This is a genomic window from Mycobacterium sp. 1245805.9 (genome assembly GCF_001672915.1).
Lineage (GTDB): Bacteria > Actinomycetota > Actinomycetes > Mycobacteriales > Mycobacteriaceae > Mycobacterium.
In genome coordinates this window covers 13,714-30,157 of the sequence record NZ_LZKR01000209.1, presented here as the reverse complement: position 1 = coordinate 30,157, position 16,444 = coordinate 13,714, and the positions used below count along the sequence as shown (strand labels likewise).

At 68.2% G+C, this 16,444-nt stretch carries 18 protein-coding genes; 11 read left to right on the top strand and 7 right to left on the bottom strand.

Annotated elements, in window-relative coordinates:
• Entirely contained in the window at positions 1-1,080 is a 1,080-nt protein-coding gene (locus A9X00_RS26425; protein WP_232006942.1) for a hypothetical protein, read from the bottom strand.
• A 491-nt stretch (positions 1,081-1,571) separates the two neighbouring features.
• On the opposite strand from A9X00_RS26425, the gene A9X00_RS26420 reads away from it, so the two are divergent.
• Genes A9X00_RS26420 through A9X00_RS26410 form a run of 3 tightly spaced genes read left to right on the top strand, consistent with a single transcriptional unit; the run spans position 1,572 to position 5,471 of the window.
• Complete coding sequence (locus A9X00_RS26420) at positions 1,572-2,009, top strand: MmpS family transport accessory protein (RefSeq protein ID WP_156772310.1); 438 nt, start codon at positions 1,572-1,574, stop codon at positions 2,007-2,009.
• Positions 2,006-4,870 (top strand): RND family transporter, encoded by a 2,865-nt coding sequence (locus A9X00_RS26415; RefSeq protein WP_082975540.1) that lies wholly within the window; start codon positions 2,006-2,008, stop codon positions 4,868-4,870. Before A9X00_RS26420 ends, A9X00_RS26415 begins: the two co-directional genes overlap by 4 nt.
• Positions 4,871-4,874: 4 nt before the next feature.
• Entirely contained in the window at positions 4,875-5,471 is a 597-nt protein-coding gene (locus A9X00_RS26410) for a TetR/AcrR family transcriptional regulator (protein WP_067160397.1), read from the top strand.
• A gap of 74 nt (positions 5,472-5,545) precedes the next feature.
• Here the strand turns inward: A9X00_RS26410 and A9X00_RS32255 are convergent, their stop codons facing one another.
• A complete protein-coding gene (locus A9X00_RS32255) occupies positions 5,546-5,890 on the bottom strand; it encodes a WhiB family transcriptional regulator (RefSeq protein WP_067160394.1) in 345 nt (114 codons plus the stop codon).
• Positions 5,891-6,216: 326 nt separating this feature from the next.
• On the opposite strand from A9X00_RS32255, the gene A9X00_RS26400 reads away from it, so the two are divergent.
• A complete protein-coding gene (locus A9X00_RS26400; protein WP_067160391.1) occupies positions 6,217-6,516 on the top strand; it encodes a hypothetical protein in 300 nt (99 codons plus the stop codon).
• Positions 6,517-6,518: 2 nt separating this feature from the next.
• Here the strand turns inward: A9X00_RS26400 and A9X00_RS26395 are convergent, their stop codons facing one another.
• On the bottom strand, positions 6,519-6,998 hold the full coding sequence (locus A9X00_RS26395; RefSeq protein WP_067160388.1) for a helix-turn-helix domain-containing protein: 480 nt from the start codon (positions 6,996-6,998) through the stop codon (positions 6,519-6,521).
• Between the two features lie 113 nt (positions 6,999-7,111).
• On the opposite strand from A9X00_RS26395, the gene A9X00_RS26390 reads away from it, so the two are divergent.
• The 3 genes from A9X00_RS26390 to A9X00_RS26380 all read left to right on the top strand — a co-directional run bounded on the left by A9X00_RS26390 (position 7,112) and on the right by A9X00_RS26380 (position 8,770).
• A complete protein-coding gene (locus tag A9X00_RS26390) occupies positions 7,112-7,612 on the top strand; it encodes a hypothetical protein (RefSeq protein ID WP_067160385.1) in 501 nt (166 codons plus the stop codon).
• Positions 7,605-7,850, top strand: coding sequence for a hypothetical protein (locus A9X00_RS26385; protein WP_067160381.1), 246 nt, complete (start codon positions 7,605-7,607; stop codon positions 7,848-7,850). The genes A9X00_RS26390 and A9X00_RS26385 overlap by 8 nt, the downstream gene beginning before the upstream one ends.
• A gap of 92 nt (positions 7,851-7,942) precedes the next feature.
• Complete coding sequence (locus tag A9X00_RS26380) at positions 7,943-8,770, top strand: enoyl-CoA hydratase/isomerase family protein (RefSeq protein ID WP_067160378.1); 828 nt, start codon at positions 7,943-7,945, stop codon at positions 8,768-8,770.
• Here A9X00_RS26380 and A9X00_RS26375 read toward each other — a convergent pair.
• From A9X00_RS26375 to A9X00_RS26365, 3 genes are read right to left on the bottom strand one after another with little or no spacing between them, the layout of a single operon-like run.
• Positions 8,765-9,547, bottom strand: coding sequence for an MBL fold metallo-hydrolase (locus A9X00_RS26375; RefSeq protein ID WP_067160375.1), 783 nt, complete (start codon positions 9,545-9,547; stop codon positions 8,765-8,767). The two genes, A9X00_RS26380 and A9X00_RS26375, sit on opposite strands and share 6 nt — an antisense overlap.
• The gene (locus A9X00_RS26370; protein ID WP_067160372.1) at positions 9,540-11,060 is read right to left on the bottom strand and encodes a long-chain-fatty-acid--CoA ligase; all 1,521 of its coding nucleotides are present in this window, start codon (positions 11,058-11,060) and stop codon (positions 9,540-9,542) included. Before A9X00_RS26370 ends, A9X00_RS26375 begins: the two co-directional genes overlap by 8 nt.
• 16 nt (positions 11,061-11,076) lie before the next feature.
• A complete protein-coding gene (locus tag A9X00_RS26365; protein WP_082975538.1) occupies positions 11,077-12,006 on the bottom strand; it encodes a DMT family transporter in 930 nt (309 codons plus the stop codon).
• A gap of 65 nt (positions 12,007-12,071) precedes the next feature.
• Here A9X00_RS26365 and A9X00_RS26360 point away from each other — a divergent pair, with 65 nt between their 5' ends.
• From A9X00_RS26360 to A9X00_RS26345, 4 genes are all read left to right on the top strand, one after another.
• On the top strand, positions 12,072-12,674 hold the full coding sequence (locus A9X00_RS26360) for a CGNR zinc finger domain-containing protein (protein ID WP_067160366.1): 603 nt from the start codon (positions 12,072-12,074) through the stop codon (positions 12,672-12,674).
• A gap of 142 nt (positions 12,675-12,816) precedes the next feature.
• A complete protein-coding gene (locus A9X00_RS26355) occupies positions 12,817-13,605 on the top strand; it encodes an SDR family NAD(P)-dependent oxidoreductase (protein ID WP_067160363.1) in 789 nt (262 codons plus the stop codon).
• 17 nt (positions 13,606-13,622) lie between these two features.
• Positions 13,623-14,546 carry a catalase family peroxidase gene (locus A9X00_RS26350; protein WP_067160360.1) on the top strand — a complete coding sequence of 308 codons (924 nt, stop codon included), beginning with the start codon at positions 13,623-13,625 and terminating at the stop codon, positions 14,544-14,546.
• Positions 14,547-14,582: 36 nt separating this feature from the next.
• Positions 14,583-15,353 (top strand): sulfite exporter TauE/SafE family protein, encoded by a 771-nt coding sequence (locus tag A9X00_RS26345; protein WP_067160357.1) that lies wholly within the window; start codon positions 14,583-14,585, stop codon positions 15,351-15,353.
• Here A9X00_RS26345 and A9X00_RS26340 read toward each other — a convergent pair.
• On the bottom strand, positions 15,340-16,425 hold the full coding sequence (locus tag A9X00_RS26340; protein WP_067160354.1) for a glutamate--cysteine ligase: 1,086 nt from the start codon (positions 16,423-16,425) through the stop codon (positions 15,340-15,342). The two genes, A9X00_RS26345 and A9X00_RS26340, sit on opposite strands and share 14 nt — an antisense overlap.
• Between the last annotated feature and the right edge of the window lie 19 nt (positions 16,426-16,444).

Below are 16,444 nucleotides of genomic sequence, written 5' to 3'. Positions count from 1 at the left end.
CTACTTCTCACCCGGGTAAGGCACCGCGCTGATGACCGCGCCGCCGTTGAGCGGCGGTCCCAGCAGGACGTTGGTGGTGCCGGCGGCGGGGTCGTACTCGAGCAGCGACTGGGCGGGTCCGCAACCGGCGACCGTGGCTTTGAGGTCGAGGTTCCCGCCGTGGACGCCGATCACGTAGATGCTGTGACTCGGATCGACGTTGGGCACCGACACCTTGGACACCGTGCCATCGGGGTTGAGCTTGCCGAGGTGGATGGCGCCGCATCCGCCCGCGTACTGGACATAGGTGCCGGCCGGCAGTTGCCATGCGCTGATGTCGCCGGTGTCGTGCGACGCCGGGTCCGTGATCGGCGCGGTCAGCGCGGTCGGTGCTGAACCGTCGATGGGGACCAGCCAGAGTCGTGCGTGCTGGTTTGCGGCGCCGCAGTTGGCGAGGACGGTTTTGGCGCCGGCGTCCCACCACCGCACCGGCGAGCAGCTTCCCGCCGCAGACGACAGCTCCTTACCGACGGTTCCGTCGTTGCCCATCAGAGCAAGGCCGGAGGCGGTACCCAGCACCAGCTGCGTGCCGTCCGGGGTTGCGAGGTACTGACCGTCGTAGGCACTCGCGAGCTTGTCGGTCGGATAGGTCAGCTGCGGATTGCCGGCCAGGTCGACTCGCATCAGTTTCTTGTCCACTGTCAGCAGCAGCGCCTTGCCGTCGGGGCGCGTGAAGCGAGGGGCGACCGACGAGCCGTCGACGGTGAACGTGGAGCGGGTGCCGGTGTGCAGGTCGAGCTCGGTGATCACCGTCGATTTTCCGGGGCCCTCGGAGGCCCAAACGGCGTGGCTGCCGTCGCCCGACCAGTCGACCCCATGGGGTTGGGCGTTCGACGGGAAGGTGGTGATCGCGTAGCGACCGCCCGCCGGGTCGACGAGGTACATGGTGACGGGGACCGTGTCGGGCTCCGGCGAGCCCGGAGGCCGCGACCCGCCGGGAGGCACACTCTCGGCCGGACTCCACGTGGCGAGCATCCAGCCCGGACCGACTTGCGACCAGGGCACGTCGCCGATCGGTTTCTCGACACCATGGGCCGCCATCTCTGCAGCCGCCGTCGGCGCGGATGTCGTGGGGCTACCCGGCGCTTGGTGCGATGCCGTCGCGTCGTTCGAGGAGCAGCCAGCCGCCAGAACCGCGGCCAGCGCGAAGAGGACTGCGGGCCGTCGCCATGTCCTTCCTAGGGCTTCGCGGCCGCCGGTGGAGTGGCGCGAACTTGCGATCATTTTCGGTTCCTTTCCCGCGAGCGGTAAGTGGTCGGGAGCAATTGCGGCAACGATGTCGCTGATACCTTGCGTGATTCTTGCGTGGTTCTTGTGCGCGCCGCCGCCCGTTGACCCCAAATATCGCAGCCTCCAACGGATCCGAACCCGGGAAATCCCGCCCGCCGCCGGGCGGCGGCGCCCACCGCCATTCCTGGCGCGGCCCGGGCAGCGATGCGGTAATGTCCTGACGGATCGAGCATGGAACTGGCGTTCCGTCGTGGGTGCTGCTTGGCGCGTCGCCCTCGGCACCTTCGGCAGAGGAGGCAGCGGTGTATCGACTCTTCAAGAAGGCCTGGATCCCGCTACTTCTCGTCGTCGTGGTCGCGCTCGGTTCCTATGTCGTCCTGCGGGTCCGCGCCAGTTTCGGCGCCACCGCACACGCCGCCAGCCACGACGCCAACGCCGACGACACGAAGCCGTTCAACCCGAAACACATCACCTACGAGGTGACCTCGCCGACGGGCGGCAGCGTCAGCGCCAACTACCTCGACGAGAACGGGCAACCCCATCTCGTCGAGCACGCCCCGCTGCCGTGGTCATACACGATCGTGACGACCCTGCCGTCGATGTCGGCCAACATCGTCGCCCAAGGTGACAAAGGCCTGCGCAACATCCGATGTCGGGTCATCGTCGACGGCCAAGTCCGGGACGACCGCACCATCGACGAATACGAACCCTTCATCTACTGCCTGGTGAAATCCGTATGAGTACCGAGCCAGGCTCTCGCTCGCGCATCGCCCGCATGATCCGCGTCCTGGCGGTGCCGATCATCCTGCTGTGGCTGCTTGTCACGCTCGGCACCACGCTGTTCACGCCCTCGCTTGGCGACGTCGCGGGCAGGCACTCGGTGCCCATGACCCCGCGGGACGCGACCGCATTCAAAGACATGATGAACATCGGCCACAAGTTCCAGGAGTTCGACACCGACTCCACGGCGATGGTCGTGCTGGAAGGCGACGACAAGCTCGGCGACAGCGCGCACGAGTTCTACAACAAGATCGTCGCAAAGCTCAAGGCCAGCAAGCATGTTCAGTTCCTGCAGGACTTCTGGAGTGACCCGCTGACCGCCGCCGGCTCCCAGAGCCCGGACGGTAAAGCCGCCTACGTGCAGGTCTTCCTCGACGGCGCGCAGGGCACCACGCCCGCCCACAAGTCGGTCGCCGAGGTCCGCAAGATCGTCAAAAGCGTCCCGCCGCCGCCGGGGGTCAAGGCCTACGTGGCCGGCAACACCGCGCTCAATACCGACACGCTGATCGCCGCGCACAACAGCATGGAGCTGATGACGATGGTCACGATCGGCGTCATCTTCGTGATGCTGCTGATCATCTATCGCTCGCTGAAGAACGCGATTTTGGCGTTGATCCTGGTCCGCTTCGAGCTCTATGCGGCGGAGGGCATCGTGGCGACCGCCGGGAATCTGGACATCATCGGTCTGACCCCGTACGCGGTCAGCATGGTCACGATGCTGACCATCGCCACGGGAACCGACTATTTCATCTTCCTGTTGGGTCGCTATCACGAAGCCCGATCCCGCGGCGAGGATCGAGAGCAGGCGTACTACAGCGCCTACAACGGCGTGGTGCACGTCATCCTGGGGTCGGGTCTGACGATCGTGGGCGCCTGCCTGTGCCTGACCGCGACCAAGCTTCCGTACTTCCAGACGATGGGCATCCCGTGCGCCATCGCGCTGGTGGTGACGATGCTGGCGGGCCTGACGCTGGCTCCCGCATTGCTCTCGGTCGCGTCCAGGTTCGGTTTCTTCGATCCGAAACGTCAAGTGTCGGAACGGGGTTGGCGTAAGGTCGGCACGATGGTGACGAGGTGGCCGGTACCCATCATCGTCGTGGCGTCATTTGTCGCGGTGATCGGTTTCGTCAGTCTGACGACCTATGTCCCGACTTACAACGACAGGAAGTTCACCCCGCCGGACATCGCGGCGAACGTCGCGCAGACGGCGGCCGAGCGGCACTTCAGCCCGGCGCGCATGAATCCGGAATTGCTGATGGTCGAAGCCGACCACGATCTGCGCGACCCGGCGAACATGTTGATCATCGACAGGATCGCCAAGAGTGTCTTTCATGAACGCGGCATCGGCCGGGTCCAAACCATCACCCGCCCGCTGGGCGCGCCCATCGAGCACAGTTCGATCCCCTTCGTGATCGCCATGAACAGTTCCAGCACCCTGCAAACGGCGAAATTCATGAACGACAGCATGGCGTCCATGCTCGAGCAGGCCGACGAGATGGGCAGGACGATCAGCGTCATGCAGCACATGTATGGCGTCATGCAGCAGATGACCGCCGCAACCCACAGCATGGATGGCCGAACGCACGACCTGGTGGCCACCACCAACGAGCTGCGGGACCGCATCGCGGACTTCGACGACTTCTTCCGGCCCATTCGCAGCTATTTCTATTGGGAGAGACACTGTTTCGATATCCCGGTCTGCTGGTCCTTGCGCTCCATCTTCGACGCGCTGGATGGCATCGACGAGATTTCCGACAAATTCAACGGGCTCGCAAGCGATCTCGATACCCTGGACCGGTTGATGCCACAGCTGCTCGCCGACTTTCCCAAGACCATCGAGTCGATGCAAAGAATGCGCGACTTCATGCTGTCCACGCACAGCTCCATGGCGGGCATCCAGCGGCATATGCAGGAGAACGCCGAAGGCTCGACGATGATGGGGAACTACTTCGACGAAGCCAAGAACGACGACAGCTTCTATCTTCCGCCCGAAGTCTTCAAAAACCCCGACTTCAAGCGCGGTTTGAAGATGTTCGTCTCGCCCGACGGTAAGGCGGTCCGGTTCATCATCACCCACCAGGGCGACCCCGCCTCGGTGGACGGGATCCGGCACGTGCAGGGCATCAAGCAGGCGGTTGCCGACGCGGTCAAGGGAACTCCCTTGGAGTCCGCGAAGGTGTCGCTGGCCGGCACCGCCTCGATGTACAGCGACATGCAGGACGGCGTGAAGATCGACCTGACGATCGCCGGCATCGCGACGCTGATCCTGATCTTCTCGATCATGCTGCTGATCACCCGGAGCCTGGTGGCATCCCTGGTGATCGTCGGTACGGTGCTCGCGTCACTGGGCACCGCGTGCGGTCTGTCCGTGCTGCTCTGGCAGGACATCCTCGGGGTGGGCCTGCAATGGATCGTGCTGCCGCTGACGGTGATCATCCTGCTGGCCGTCGGGTCGGACTACAACCTGCTGCTGGTCTCTCGCCTGAAGGAAGAAATCCCGGCCGGCCTCAACACCGGCATCATCCGGGGCATGGGAGCCTCCGGCCGGGTGGTCACCGCGGCCGGCCTGATCTTCGCGGCGACCATGGCGTCGATGATCGTCAGCGACCTGGTGGTGATCGGGCAGTTCGGCACCGCGATCGGGTTGGGCCTGCTCGTCGACACGTTCATCGTGCGGGCATTCATGACGCCGGCGATCGCCGCCGCGCTGGGCCGCTGGTTCTGGTGGCCGCTGGACACCTTCGCCATGCGGAAGAGGCAGGCGCCTAAGCCGGAGCCGGAGGGCGACACCGCGCCCGTCCCGCAACTGACGGGGGTGTGACGCAATGGAATCGAAGCTTCGCCAGCGCACCGATGGCCGCCTGGACCGGTCCCGCGATCCCGCGATCCTCAACGCCGCCCTGGCCGCGCTGACCGAGAACGGGTACGACGCCACGAACATGGACGACATCGCCGCGCGCGCCGGCGTCGGCAAGGCCGCGATCTACCGGCGCTGGTCGTCTAAAGCGGCGTTGATGACCGACGTCCTTGTCTACTGGCGGCCCGATCTGCGCGACGACGACGTGTACGACACCGGCAGCTTGGCCGGCGATTTGGACGCCCTGATCGAGCGCGCGGTGCGCAACGACAACGAGTTGATCACCAACGATTTGGTGCTCCGCGTCGCCCTGGAAGCGACGCACGACCCCGAGCTGGCCGCCGCCCTCGACGATCTGTTGTTGCTGCGGGGCCGCCGCGTGATGACGACGATCCTGGCCCGCGCCGCGGCCCGCGGTGAAATCGCCGCCGACCGCGACTGGTCCCTGGTCGCCGACGTGCTCACCGCGACGAGCTTGTTCCGGGTGCTCAACGGACAAACCGTCGACGCGGGTTTCTTCCGACAGGTGATCGACACCCTCGTGCTGCCCGCGCTGTCCACCTGAAGCTTGTCGCGCCGCTGCTCGGGTATCACGCGAGAGCTGTAACAATCCTGTAATGAGGAAAGCGGGGCGCCCAGCTATCCGGCGGAGCGGGCGTTGCGCCGGCGGAAAAAATCGGTCCACGACAAGACCTCGGGATGCTGCTTTCGCAGGGCCCTGCGCTGGCGCTCGGTCATCCCGCCCCAGATCCCGAACTCGACTTTGTTGTCGAGCGCCTCAGCCGCGCACTCCTGCAGCACGGGGCAGTGACGGCAGATGACCGCAGCTTTACGTTGTGCCGCCCCCCGCACGAACATTTCGTCGGGATCGGATTCTCTGCACAGCGCCTTCATGACCCAGGCGCGATCGTCCGCCTCCACGGTGCGCGGACTGTTTACGGGCGCAAGATTGATTGGCCGCACGGTCGTTGCTGATTCTGGCAATGAGCTATCCCTTCGTCCCGGCCGGCCGAGCGATGCCCTGCGACCGCCTCCCTTGAGACCCCGTCGGGACGCGCGCCACATCGTGCCCGTTCGTGTGACCTGAATCCCCCGTCCCCAAGTTAAGGGATTCAGTATCGATTGCGCAACGTTTTATGGCACATCTGTACCTTTTTCTTGAACGGCTCGCAGTTTGACAACCGGTGACCTCGGCGTTTGCCAGGGCGCGCCGGACCTGCCCGCTACGAATCCACGCAACGACCACTCCGACCGAAATCGTGATCGACTAGTCCCAGCCGCTACAGAGCAAGAGACAAGGACGGTGGACGATGGCAGCCAACCAAGAGGGCATCGGCGTGCTGAAACTCGAATGCCCGCAACGCCACCCCGTTGGCAGAATCCTCAAAGAGGCCCCGCACCAATCGGTCATGTTCGACCCCGGCGCGATGGTCGGCGAACGCCGCTTCTGGCCGAACGAAGAGGACCAGCCGCAGTTCAAGACCCACTGCCGCTTCTGCGACAAGTCGGTGAGTGAGAACGCCAGCTCCCTGCAGGGCCAGCTGGCCACCCTGGTCGCCGACGCGTCGCAGACCATCGGCACCGTCACGATGCAATACCTACCCGGTTAGTGTTACGTGCCGGCTGCCCGGCGCGCGCCCGGTCCGGGTACGGGTTGAAGCTCGCGCGCCGACAGGAGCGTGTCGTCGTGGGGGCAGCGAAGGATGGCTTCGACGGGATGGCCGCAGTCACGGTGCAGTACCTGGACCGGTGGTCCGTCGGCGTCGGCTTGCCAGCGGTCTCCCCATTGCATGAGGGCGATGACGGCGGTGATGAGGTCCGATCCCTTGTCGGTGAGCCGGTATTCGTGTCGCTCCCGTTGCCCGGGTTCGCGGTAGGGAACCCGCCGCAGTAGCCCGGCCCCGGTCAACGTCGCCAGGCGTTCGCTGAGGATGTTGCGCGCGCATCCGATGCGGGATTGGAACTGATCGAATCGACGGGCGCCGTAGAACGCCTCCCGCATGACGAGCAGGGTCCACTTTTCGCCGACGACCTCGAGCGCCCGCTTGATCGAGCAGTTGTCCGCGACGTAATCGTCACGCAGGTCAGACATGCCCACAGCCTACCAGAGTTTGACATTGCAACTCAGCTCCCGGATAACCTGCGTTGTGTTAGACAACTCAGGGTGCTCGGCGAGGCCCGCCCCGAACCGGAAGGCGAACTGCTATGCCCATGCTCGACGTTTACATCCCCGAACATGCTTTGCCCGCCGAGGCCGAAACCCGACTCCTGCGCCAGCTCGCCGAGATCTTGATCGAACACGAGGGAGCCGACCCGTCCGATCCCGTCGCGCGATCGTTGGCCAAGGTGTGGCTGCACCGGCCGGCGGCGATGCTGCACGCGGGTGAAACACCCACGGCCCCGCACTACAAGGTGATCGCCTCCGTGCCCCAGGGCCAGCTCGACGAGGCGCGCACCGCGAGCGTCGTCGCCGACATCACCAACGCGATCCTGGCCGCCGAAGACGGGCGTTACGACCAAGACGCCCTGAGGATCTGGGTCATCGGCAACGAAATCCCCGATGGCAACTGGGGTGCCGGCGGACGTGTGGTCCGTCTGGCCGACATCGCGGCCGCCGTGCTGCGCGACTCCGACAAAGGACGTGAGTACGCCGAGCAACGCCTCGCCGGACAACAGGCCACGCTCGTGGGATCGACCGGTGGCTGACATCGCGGCGGGGGCCAGGCAGCCGGCGCTCAACGAATGGGCCGCGTCACGGGCTGTCGGGTTGCCGCGCAACAGCATTGGTCGACGATTGGCGCAAATGGTCGCCGAGACCGTCATCGCCGCCGGCGCCGTGGTCACAAGACCGCGGCGCAGGACCAGGCCCAAGCAACCCCACTACCACCGGCGCGAAAGTTTCGTCGAGGAGGCGGCCATGTCCCGCGAGATGTTCAGACTGTAAGACCGCAGTTGACACTCAGAAGCATCGGAGGTCGGTCGGGGCGTTACAGTCTTGGGGCGCGATGTTAAGCGCCGACGCGCGAGAGGAGCCCCGTGGCGACACAAGACGACACCCCCCGCCCTCCCGAGGGCGACTGGCTGGGCACCCCGTATTTGACCTTCGAGCGCCAGGGGCCGATCGCGGTCTGCACCATCGACCGCGCCGAGGCGCGCAACGCCCTGACCCCCGCGATGTACTTCGGAATCCGTTACGCCATAGGGCGTGTCGGCGAGGACCCGGACCTGGCCGGGCTGCTGATCACCGGAACCGGGGACGTCTTCACGCCGGGCGGCGACATGGGCGGCGGGGGAGCGACGGACAACTGGATGACGTTCGGTTCGGCGCTGGGCATGGACGTCACGCCGTTCGACGCGGTGCGCACCTCTGCCAAGCCCGTCGTCTCCGCGGTCAACGGGCTGTGCCAGGGCGGCGGCATGCAGATCGCGCTGTGCAGCGACCTGTCCGTCGTCAGCGAACGGGCGACCTTCCGGGTGCCCGAGCTGTTCCGCGGCTACGCCGACACCTACTACAGTCAGATGCTGGTCCGCGTCATCGGGCCGGTCCGCACCCGCGACCTGATGTTCACCGGCCGGGTGCTGACCGCGGCCGAGGCGCTCGACTGGGGCCTGGTCACCCGCGTGGTGCCCCACGACGAGCTGCTCGCCACCGCGAAAGACCTACTGGCGCAGGTGTGTCGGACCGCGCCGCGCGCCCGCGGTGTCATCAAGTCCAGCATCGACAGCTACCTCGGCCTGTACGACCGCATCGGCATGACTGCCAGCCTCACCGACGCCGAGGCCCGCGAGGGCTTCCGCGCGTTCAAGGAGCGCCGCTCGCCGGACTGGGTGCACCCGGAGCTGCGCACCGAGGGACGGCTATAGGTCGATCCACTCGCCGTGCGCCGCGACCCGCAGCACGCCGGCGATCCCGGCCTGATCGAACGCGGCGGCGAATTCGTCGGCGCCCTCGCTGAAGTGGGCCCAGCCGTCGACGTGGGCCGGGATCACCACCTTGGCGCCGAGGACCTCGGCGGCGGCGGCCGCGCGCGCCGACGTCAGCGTCAACGGCCGGCCGTTCTCCTTGGGGGGCACGCGCGCCGCCCCCGCGAACAGCACCGCGACGTCGACCTCGCCGACCCGATCGGCGACGGCCTTGACCGCGCTCATCGAGGCGTTGTCGCCGCTGAGATACACGGTGGGCACGCCCGGCCCCGACAGCACGAAGCCGGTCACCTCGCAATTGACGTGGCCGCCGGCGTCGCGCTGCCCGTCGGCCGGCCCGTGGACCGCCGGAACGGCTTGCGCCGCAAGCGAACCCGAGCCGCCCGGCAGGTCGTAGGACTCCCACGCCGGCACGCCCACCGCGGGCGGGCCCAGCCGCCCGGCGGCGCCGGGATTGGTGAGCACCAGCGGTGCGGCCAGCGCCATCCGGCGGCCGTCGTCGTCGAGATTGTCGGGATGCTGGTCGTGGCTGATCAACACCGCGTCCACCGGGCCCAGTTCGTCGGCGCCCACGGCGGGCCCGGCGAGTTTGGTGAGGTAGGCATGCTCACCGGGAGGATCGAATGTCGGGTCCATCACGATCCGGCGCCCGGCGATGTCGATCACCGTGGTCGGCCCGCCCAGCACCGTGACCGCGCAAGCGCGTCTGTCAAACATTGCGTGCCCGGCCTTTCCAATACGGTTCGCGCAGCGCATTTTTGAGGATCTTGCCGCTCGCGTTGCGGGGGAGCGACGGTACAAACTCGACGGTCCGCGGGCATTTGTAGCCGGCCAGGTGGCGGCGGCAGAACTCGATGATGTCCGCGGCGTCGACCTCCTCGGTGGCCACGACGATCGCCTTGACCGATTCGCCCCAGAAGTCGTCGGGAACGCCGATCACGGCGGCGTCGGCGACGGCGGGGTGCTCGATCAGCACGCTTTCCACCTCGGGCCCGTATACGTTCTCGCCGCCGGTGATGATCATGTCCTTGAGCCGGTCCTCGATGTAGACGTAGCCGTCGGCGTCGAGGCGCCCGACGTCGCCGGTGCGCACCCAGTCGTCGCCGGTGATCGTCTCGGCGGTTGCCTCCGGGCGATTGAGGTAGCCGCTCATGTTCTGGTTGCTGCGCACCCAGATCTCGCCCGGCCGTCCGACGGGCAGCACGTCGCCCGTCTCGGGGTCGACCACCCGAATCTCGGTGCCCAGCACCGCCTTTCCGGCCGACAGCTGCAGGTGGGGCCGGTCGGGGTCGCGGTGGTCGTCGTCGCCAAGTGCCGTGACGGCCCCGCACAGCTCCGTCTGCCCGTACACCTGCACGAACTTCGTCTCGGGCCAGGTCTCGAGCGCCCGGTGCAGCAGCGGCACCGGCATGGGCGCGGCCCCGTAGACGATGTAGCGCAGGCCCGCGATCGCGGCGGTCGCCGTCTCGCCGGCGTCCAGGAACCGGGCGATGACGGGTGGCACGAAGAACGCGTGCGTCGCGCCGGCCCGCACCGCCCCGATCAACGCCGCGGCGTCGGGCTCGCGGGTGATGATCGTCGGCACTCCCGCCGCGATGCCGAACAGCGCGTACCCGATTCCGCCGACGTGAAAGAGGGGCATGGCGACCAAGTTCGCGTCCCCGTCGCCGAACGGGAACGCCGGCGCCAGGTTCGCCGCGTGATTGGCCAGCGCGCGCTGGCTCAGCAGCACACCCTTGGGTCGCCCGGTGGTGCCGGAGCTGTAGATCACCAGCGCGGTCTCGTCCTCGTCGACGTCGGCGGCCTGCGCGGGTTGTGCTGCGGCGAGCAGGGATTCGTATTCGTCGTCGATCACAACGACGCGGTCCAGGCCGTCGACCCGCTCGGCGGCGGGCTGCAGTTCCGCACCGACGAACAGCAACCGCGGGCGGCTGTCGGCCAGCACGTGCGCCAGCTCGTCGCCCATCACCCGCCAGTTGACGACGGTGGTCACCGCGCCGATCGACGCCGCGGCGAACAGGATCTCCAGGCAGGCCGGGTGATTCTTGTCCAGGAATGCCACGCAGTCGCCGCGCCGCACACCGGCGGCCTGCAACGCCCCGGCCGCCAGCCGAATCCGCGACGCCCACTGCGCCCACGACCACTGCCGCTCGCCGTAGCGGATCGCGACGTCGTCGGGCCGCTGCCGGGCGTGGCGCTCGACCAACCCGGCGAGCGTCGTGCTGTCCATAACCCCTCCGCTGAAGTCAATTGGTTCCACTCTGTGATACGCGGTCGCGCTCCGGCGTGTGGCGGCGGGCCGGGGTTTCGGATCGACGCGCGCTGGCGAAGTAGCCGGCGGAAAGCACCAGCGCACACCCGCCGAGCTGCAGCGCGGAGGGTCGCTCGCCCAGCACGGCGGCGCCCAATACGACCGCGCCCACCGGGGTCAGCAATAGCAGCGCAGAGCTGACGGTGCTGGGGACGCGGGCCGAGAAGAAAGCCACGAACAACCAGCCGAGCAACTGGCCCGTTACGGCGACGAGCATCAACCACCCCAAGGCGCGCCAGCCCGGCCACAGGTCCAGGCCATGCCACCAGGGTCCCACTGCGACCGCCACAGCAGCCGACGTCGCCAGTAGCACCGCGTAGGTCTGCATGGGTTGGCCGGCCTGCCCGCCACGTCGAAGCAAATACAGGAATCCCGAGTAGCACAGCGCGGCACCGATCGCGTGCGCGGTGCCCAGCGCGGGATTGCTGCCCGAGATCCCGTGCTCCAGCACCCCGCCGGCGAGCGCGACACCGACCAGCAGCGCGGGCAGCGCCAGCAGGAACCGCAGTGAGACCTTCTCCCGGTCGACGAGCCAGCTCAACAGCGGGACGACGGCAACCTGGGTGTTGACCAGGACGGTCGACAGACCCACCCCCACCTCCGGTATCGCCTGCGTCCACAGCAACATGTCGCCGGCGAACAGGACACCGCAGCAGACGGCCGACAGCAGGCCGCGTCGTGACAGAGCGCGGCCACGTCGCCATTCCGGGATCGCGAGCACGATCACCACCGGCAGCGCAAGCAGGCAGCGTGCGGCCGTCGCGGTCGCTGGCGTTGTCGCGGCCAATTTGAGGAACATCGCCGAGGCGGACAGGCACAAGGCGCCGACGCCCAATCCGATCCGGTCTGCAGGTATGCATCTCATGACGATGCGGGTACCCGACTCTCTAATGGTTAAATCGATATTTAGGAATTAGGTGGTGATGGCTGATGGTGCGGTCCGAGGCGGCCGGACTCGACCTGCGCGGGGGCCATCCCGCGGTCGACCTGGTCAACACGGTGTCGTGGCGCGGTGACCCGCTGCGCCGCACGGAATACCTGGTGGACTATCTCGACCTCGTGGCGTGGGCGCGGCACGCCGGTGTGCTGTCGGCCGGTGAGGCGCGTGAGCTTGCCGTCTCGGACCCGGCCGCCGCCGGCAAAGCGCTGCATCAGACCGTCCGGCTCCGAGAGGCGCTGCATCGCATCTGGACGGGGTGCGGGTCGACCGGCGATGCCGTCACGATCGCCGACACGTACCGATCCGCGCTGCGGGCCCAACGTCTCGCGATCGACGGGGATGCCGCGGGGTGGCATGAGGTGGCGCTGGTCCCGCAAACGCCGCTGCACCGGCTGGCCGCCGAGGCGGTGACACTGTTGACCACCGTCCCGTTGTCGCGCATCAAGGGATGCGGCGACTCCGCTTGCGGCTGGCTGTTCCTCGACAGCAGTCACCGGCAGAACCGCCGGTGGTGCAGTACGGCCGACTGCGGCAACCGGGCCCGGGTCCGGCGGTTCTACGAGCGCACCCGGGACGGCGGGCCGGGTCGCTAGCTCAGTGTGCACTGAGGGCTTTGCGTGTGCGCGTAGGGCGAAAATCCGGCCGGTCCGCCGCCCTGGGCTCACACGCGACGCCGTAGGTTCACACGCGACGCCGTGGGCGCACAACCAGCGCCGGTGTGCCACTATCACTGCCATGGTCAACGCCGATCGCGCCCGGTCCCGCACCTTCGTCGTGACGGGGGCGGCGTCGGGCATCGGCCTGGCCACCGCGCGGCGCCTGCTCGCCGAGGGCGGCACCGTCATCGGCGCCGACGTGGCGGCCCCGCCCGATCTGGGAGCCGAATTCCATTTCGTGACCGCCGACATCACCGACGAGGACGCCATCGCCGCGGTGCTGGCCGCGGTCCCCGACCGCCTCGACGGCGTCTTCCACGCGGCGGGCGTCGCCGGCGGCGGGCCGGTGCACCTGCTCGACCGCAAGGAATGGGAGCGGGTGATCGGAATCAACCTGACCGGCACGTTCCTGGTGGCCAAGGCGGCGCTGGCCAGGATGATCGAGCAACCCCGCGTCGACGGCGAACGGGGCTCGATCGTCACCGTCGCCAGCATCGAGGGCCTGGAGGGCACGGCCGGCGGCAGCTCCTACAACGCGGCCAAGGGCGGCGTCGTCCTGCTCACCAAGAACATCGCGCTCGACTACGGGCCCAGCGGCATCCGCGCCAACTCCATCTGCCCCGGATTCATCGAAACCCCCATGGCCCAAGACGTTTTCGGCCTGCCGGGGATGGAGGGTCCGTTGGCCTCGATCACCGAGGAACACGCGCTGCAACGGTTGGGCCGCCCCGAGGAGGTCGCGGCCATGGCGGCGTTTTTGCTGTCGACCGACGCCTCGTTCGTCAGCGGCCAGGCCATCGCCGTCGACGGCGGCTACACCGCGGGTCGCGATCACGGTGTCGTCAAACTCTTCGGCTTTCCCGAGTAGCGACTTAGGATTCGCCCATGGTCACTCCCGACGAGGCGATCGAGGCGATTCGAGGCACCGGCGGCGCGCAGCCGGGCTCTCGCGCGCTGCACGCCAAAGGCACGCTGTACCGCGGCACGTTCACCGCGACCCCCGAGGCGGCGAGCCTGTCGCGCGCCAGGCAGCTCGACGGCTCGACGGTGCCCGCGCTGATCCGCTTCTCCAACGGGTCGGGCAACCCGTCGCAGCGCGACGGCGTGCCCGGGGTGCGGGGGCTCGCGGTGAAGTTCACGCTGCCCGACGGCTCCACCACCGACGTCTCGACGCAGACCGCCCGGCTGTTCGTCTCCAGCACGCCGGACGGGTTCGTCGATCTGCTCAAGGCCATGCGGCCCGGCCCGACGACGCCGCTGCGCCTGGCGAAGTACTTCCTGACCCATCCGCGGCTGTTCGGCGCGCTGCCCGTGCTGCGCGACGCCAACAAGGTCCCGACCAGCTACGCCACCATCGACTACCACGGCCTGCACGCCTTCCGCTGGGTCGCCGCCGACGGCAGCGCCAGATTCGTTCGCTACCACTGGGTTCCGGCCGCGGGGTCCAAGGGGGCGGCGCCCCAGGGCGACGGGCCGGACTTCCTCACCGACGAACTGAACGCACGCCTGGCGACCGGGCCCGTGCGGTTCGACTTCCGCGTCCAGATCGCCGGGCCCGACGACTCGACGGTCGACCCGTCGGCGGCGTGGCAGAGCACCCAGATCGTCACCGTCGGCACCCTCGAGATCGACGGCCTGGACACGCAGCGCGAGCACGGCGGCGACATCGTCGTGTTCGACCCGATGCGCGTCACCGACGGCATCGAACCCTCCGACGATCCGGTGCTGCACTTCCGCAGCATCGCGTATTCGGCGTCGGTCAAGCTGCGCACCGGCGTGGACCGCGGGCCCGAAGCGCCGCCCGTCTAAGGACGACTAAGCTTCGCGGGAGTGCTGCTCTCCCATATGGTTTTGATCGCCGTGGCCGGGTTCGCCGCCGGCGCCATCAACGCCCTCGTCGGATCGGGCACCCTGGTCACCTTCCCGACGCTCGTCGCCCTCGGCTATCCGCCCGTCACCGCCACCATGTCGAACGCGGTCGGCCTGGTGGCGGGCAGCGTGTCGGGCACCTGGGGCTACCGCGCCGAGCTGGCCGGGCAGTGGGATCGGCTGCGCTGGCAACTGCCGGCGTCGCTGGCCGGCGCCGTGCTGGGCGCCTTCCTGCTGCTGCACCTGCCCCCGACGGTGTTCGCCCGCGTCGTGCCGGTGCTGTTGGTGCTGGCCCTTGTCCTCGTGGTGATCGGGCCGAAGCTGCAGACGTGGGCGGCGCGGCGGGCCGAGCAACAGGGGCGGTCGGCCGAACACATCACGCCGGCACGCAAGGCCGTGCTGGTGCTCGGGACGTTCGCCGTCGCCGTCTACGGCGGCTACTTCACCGCCGCGCAGGGCATCCTGCTGGTCGGCGTCATGGGCGCGCTGTTGCCCGAGTCGGTGCAGCGGATGAATGCGGCCAAGAACCTGCTGACGCTGGTGGTGAATGTCGTTGCGGCGGTGAGCTATTCGCTGGTGGCGTTTGGGCGGATCAGCTGGCCGGTCGCCGGGCTGATCGCCGCGGGCTCGCTGGTCGGGGGACTGGTCGGGGCGCGCTACGGGCGCCGGCTTTCGCCGACGGCGTTGCGCTCCACCATTGTGGTGGTCGGGCTGATCGGCCTGTACCGCCTGCTCACCGTGGGTTGACGACGGCTTCGGCGATGACGTCCATCACGTCGTGGCGCTTTTGCCACGCCCGCAGCTGACGCATCGCCCCGTTGCCTTGCGCGGCGACGCGGTCCAATTCGGTTGTGACGCGGTCGTATTCACCGAGCGCGTCCAGCGCCGGGCGTACCCGCTGCACCAGCGCGCCCAACACCTGGCGCACCGGCACCGCCCCGCTGCCGTGGATCAGGTCGAGCGTGTCTCCCGCGAGCCCGTCGTGCGCGGCCTTCCAGTACGCGGCCCGCAGCGCCGCGGGCGGCAGGCGCTCGTTGCCCTCATTCCGCTCGTCCAGCGCCGTCATCACCGCGGCCCGGACCAGCGTGGCCAGCAGCACCGTCTCGTCGACCGTCGCCGGTACGTCGGCCACCCGGATCTCGACGGTCGGGAAGTTCTCCGACGGGCGTACGTCCCAATAGACCATCTTGTGGTCGAGGATGACTTCGCTGTCGATCAGCATGCGCACCGTGCGGTCGTACTCCTCGGGTGCGGGGAAGAACGGCGGCGGCCCGGCCACCGGCCAGCGCCGCCACAGCACACTGCGCCAGCTCGCGTAGCCGCTGTCGGCGTTGCGATACACCCGCGAATTGGCCGACAGCGCAAGCAATGACGGCAGCCACGGCCGCAGCCAGTTGCTGACCCGGATGGCGCCGGCCCGGTCGGGCACCTGCACGTGGACGTGACATCCGCAGATGCCCTGCTCGTGCGCGACCATTCCGTACGCCTCGCCGATCCGCCGGTACCGGGGCGTGTCGGTGACGGGAAACTCGTGCGGGGTGGTGGGCGGCAGGCCGGCGGCGAGCAGCTGCACCCCGGCGGCCTCGGCGGCCTCGGCGGCGGCGCGGCGCAGCCGGGTGAGTTGCTCGCCCAGCTCCGCGCTGGTCGCCGTCACGCTGGAGTTGGTTTCGACCTGGCAGCTGCTCAGTTCGAGCTGCATGGTCGCGCCCCGCCGCTCGGCTTCCTCGGCCACCGCGGCGTTGCGGGGGGCCGGTTCGCCGGTACGCGGGTCGACGAGGAGGAATTCCTCCTCCGCACCGAAGGTGGGAAGCCCGCTCATTCAGCCGATTATCGGCCGA

Excerpts from the sequence above, each read along its gene's own strand:
- A9X00_RS26400 (WP_067160391.1), top strand. The coding sequence starts at position 6,217 with ATGGCAGCCAACCAAGAGGGCATCGGCGTGCTGAAACTCGAATGCCCG.
- A9X00_RS26410 (WP_067160397.1), top strand. The coding sequence starts at position 4,875 with ATGGAATCGAAGCTTCGCCAGCGCACCGATGGCCGCCTGGACCGGTCC.
- A9X00_RS26350 (WP_067160360.1), top strand. The coding sequence starts at position 13,623 with ATGGTCACTCCCGACGAGGCGATCGAGGCGATTCGAGGCACCGGCGGC.
- A9X00_RS26415 (WP_082975540.1), top strand. The coding sequence starts at position 2,006 with ATGAGTACCGAGCCAGGCTCTCGCTCGCGCATCGCCCGCATGATCCGC.
- A9X00_RS26370 (WP_067160372.1), bottom strand. The coding sequence starts at position 11,060 with ATGGACAGCACGACGCTCGCCGGGTTGGTCGAGCGCCACGCCCGGCAG.
- A9X00_RS26345 (WP_067160357.1), top strand. The coding sequence starts at position 14,583 with ATGGTTTTGATCGCCGTGGCCGGGTTCGCCGCCGGCGCCATCAACGCC.
- A9X00_RS26355 (WP_067160363.1), top strand. The coding sequence starts at position 12,817 with ATGGTCAACGCCGATCGCGCCCGGTCCCGCACCTTCGTCGTGACGGGG.
- A9X00_RS26360 (WP_067160366.1), top strand. The coding sequence starts at position 12,072 with ATGGTGCGGTCCGAGGCGGCCGGACTCGACCTGCGCGGGGGCCATCCC.
- A9X00_RS26395 (WP_067160388.1), bottom strand. The coding sequence starts at position 6,998 with ATGTCTGACCTGCGTGACGATTACGTCGCGGACAACTGCTCGATCAAG.
- A9X00_RS26375 (WP_067160375.1), bottom strand. The coding sequence starts at position 9,547 with ATGTTTGACAGACGCGCTTGCGCGGTCACGGTGCTGGGCGGGCCGACC.
- A9X00_RS26365 (WP_082975538.1), bottom strand. The coding sequence starts at position 12,006 with ATGAGATGCATACCTGCAGACCGGATCGGATTGGGCGTCGGCGCCTTG.
- A9X00_RS26425 (WP_232006942.1), bottom strand. The coding sequence starts at position 1,080 with ATGGCGGCCCATGGTGTCGAGAAACCGATCGGCGACGTGCCCTGGTCG.
- A9X00_RS26340 (WP_067160354.1), bottom strand. The coding sequence starts at position 16,425 with ATGAGCGGGCTTCCCACCTTCGGTGCGGAGGAGGAATTCCTCCTCGTC.
- A9X00_RS26390 (WP_067160385.1), top strand. The coding sequence starts at position 7,112 with ATGCCCATGCTCGACGTTTACATCCCCGAACATGCTTTGCCCGCCGAG.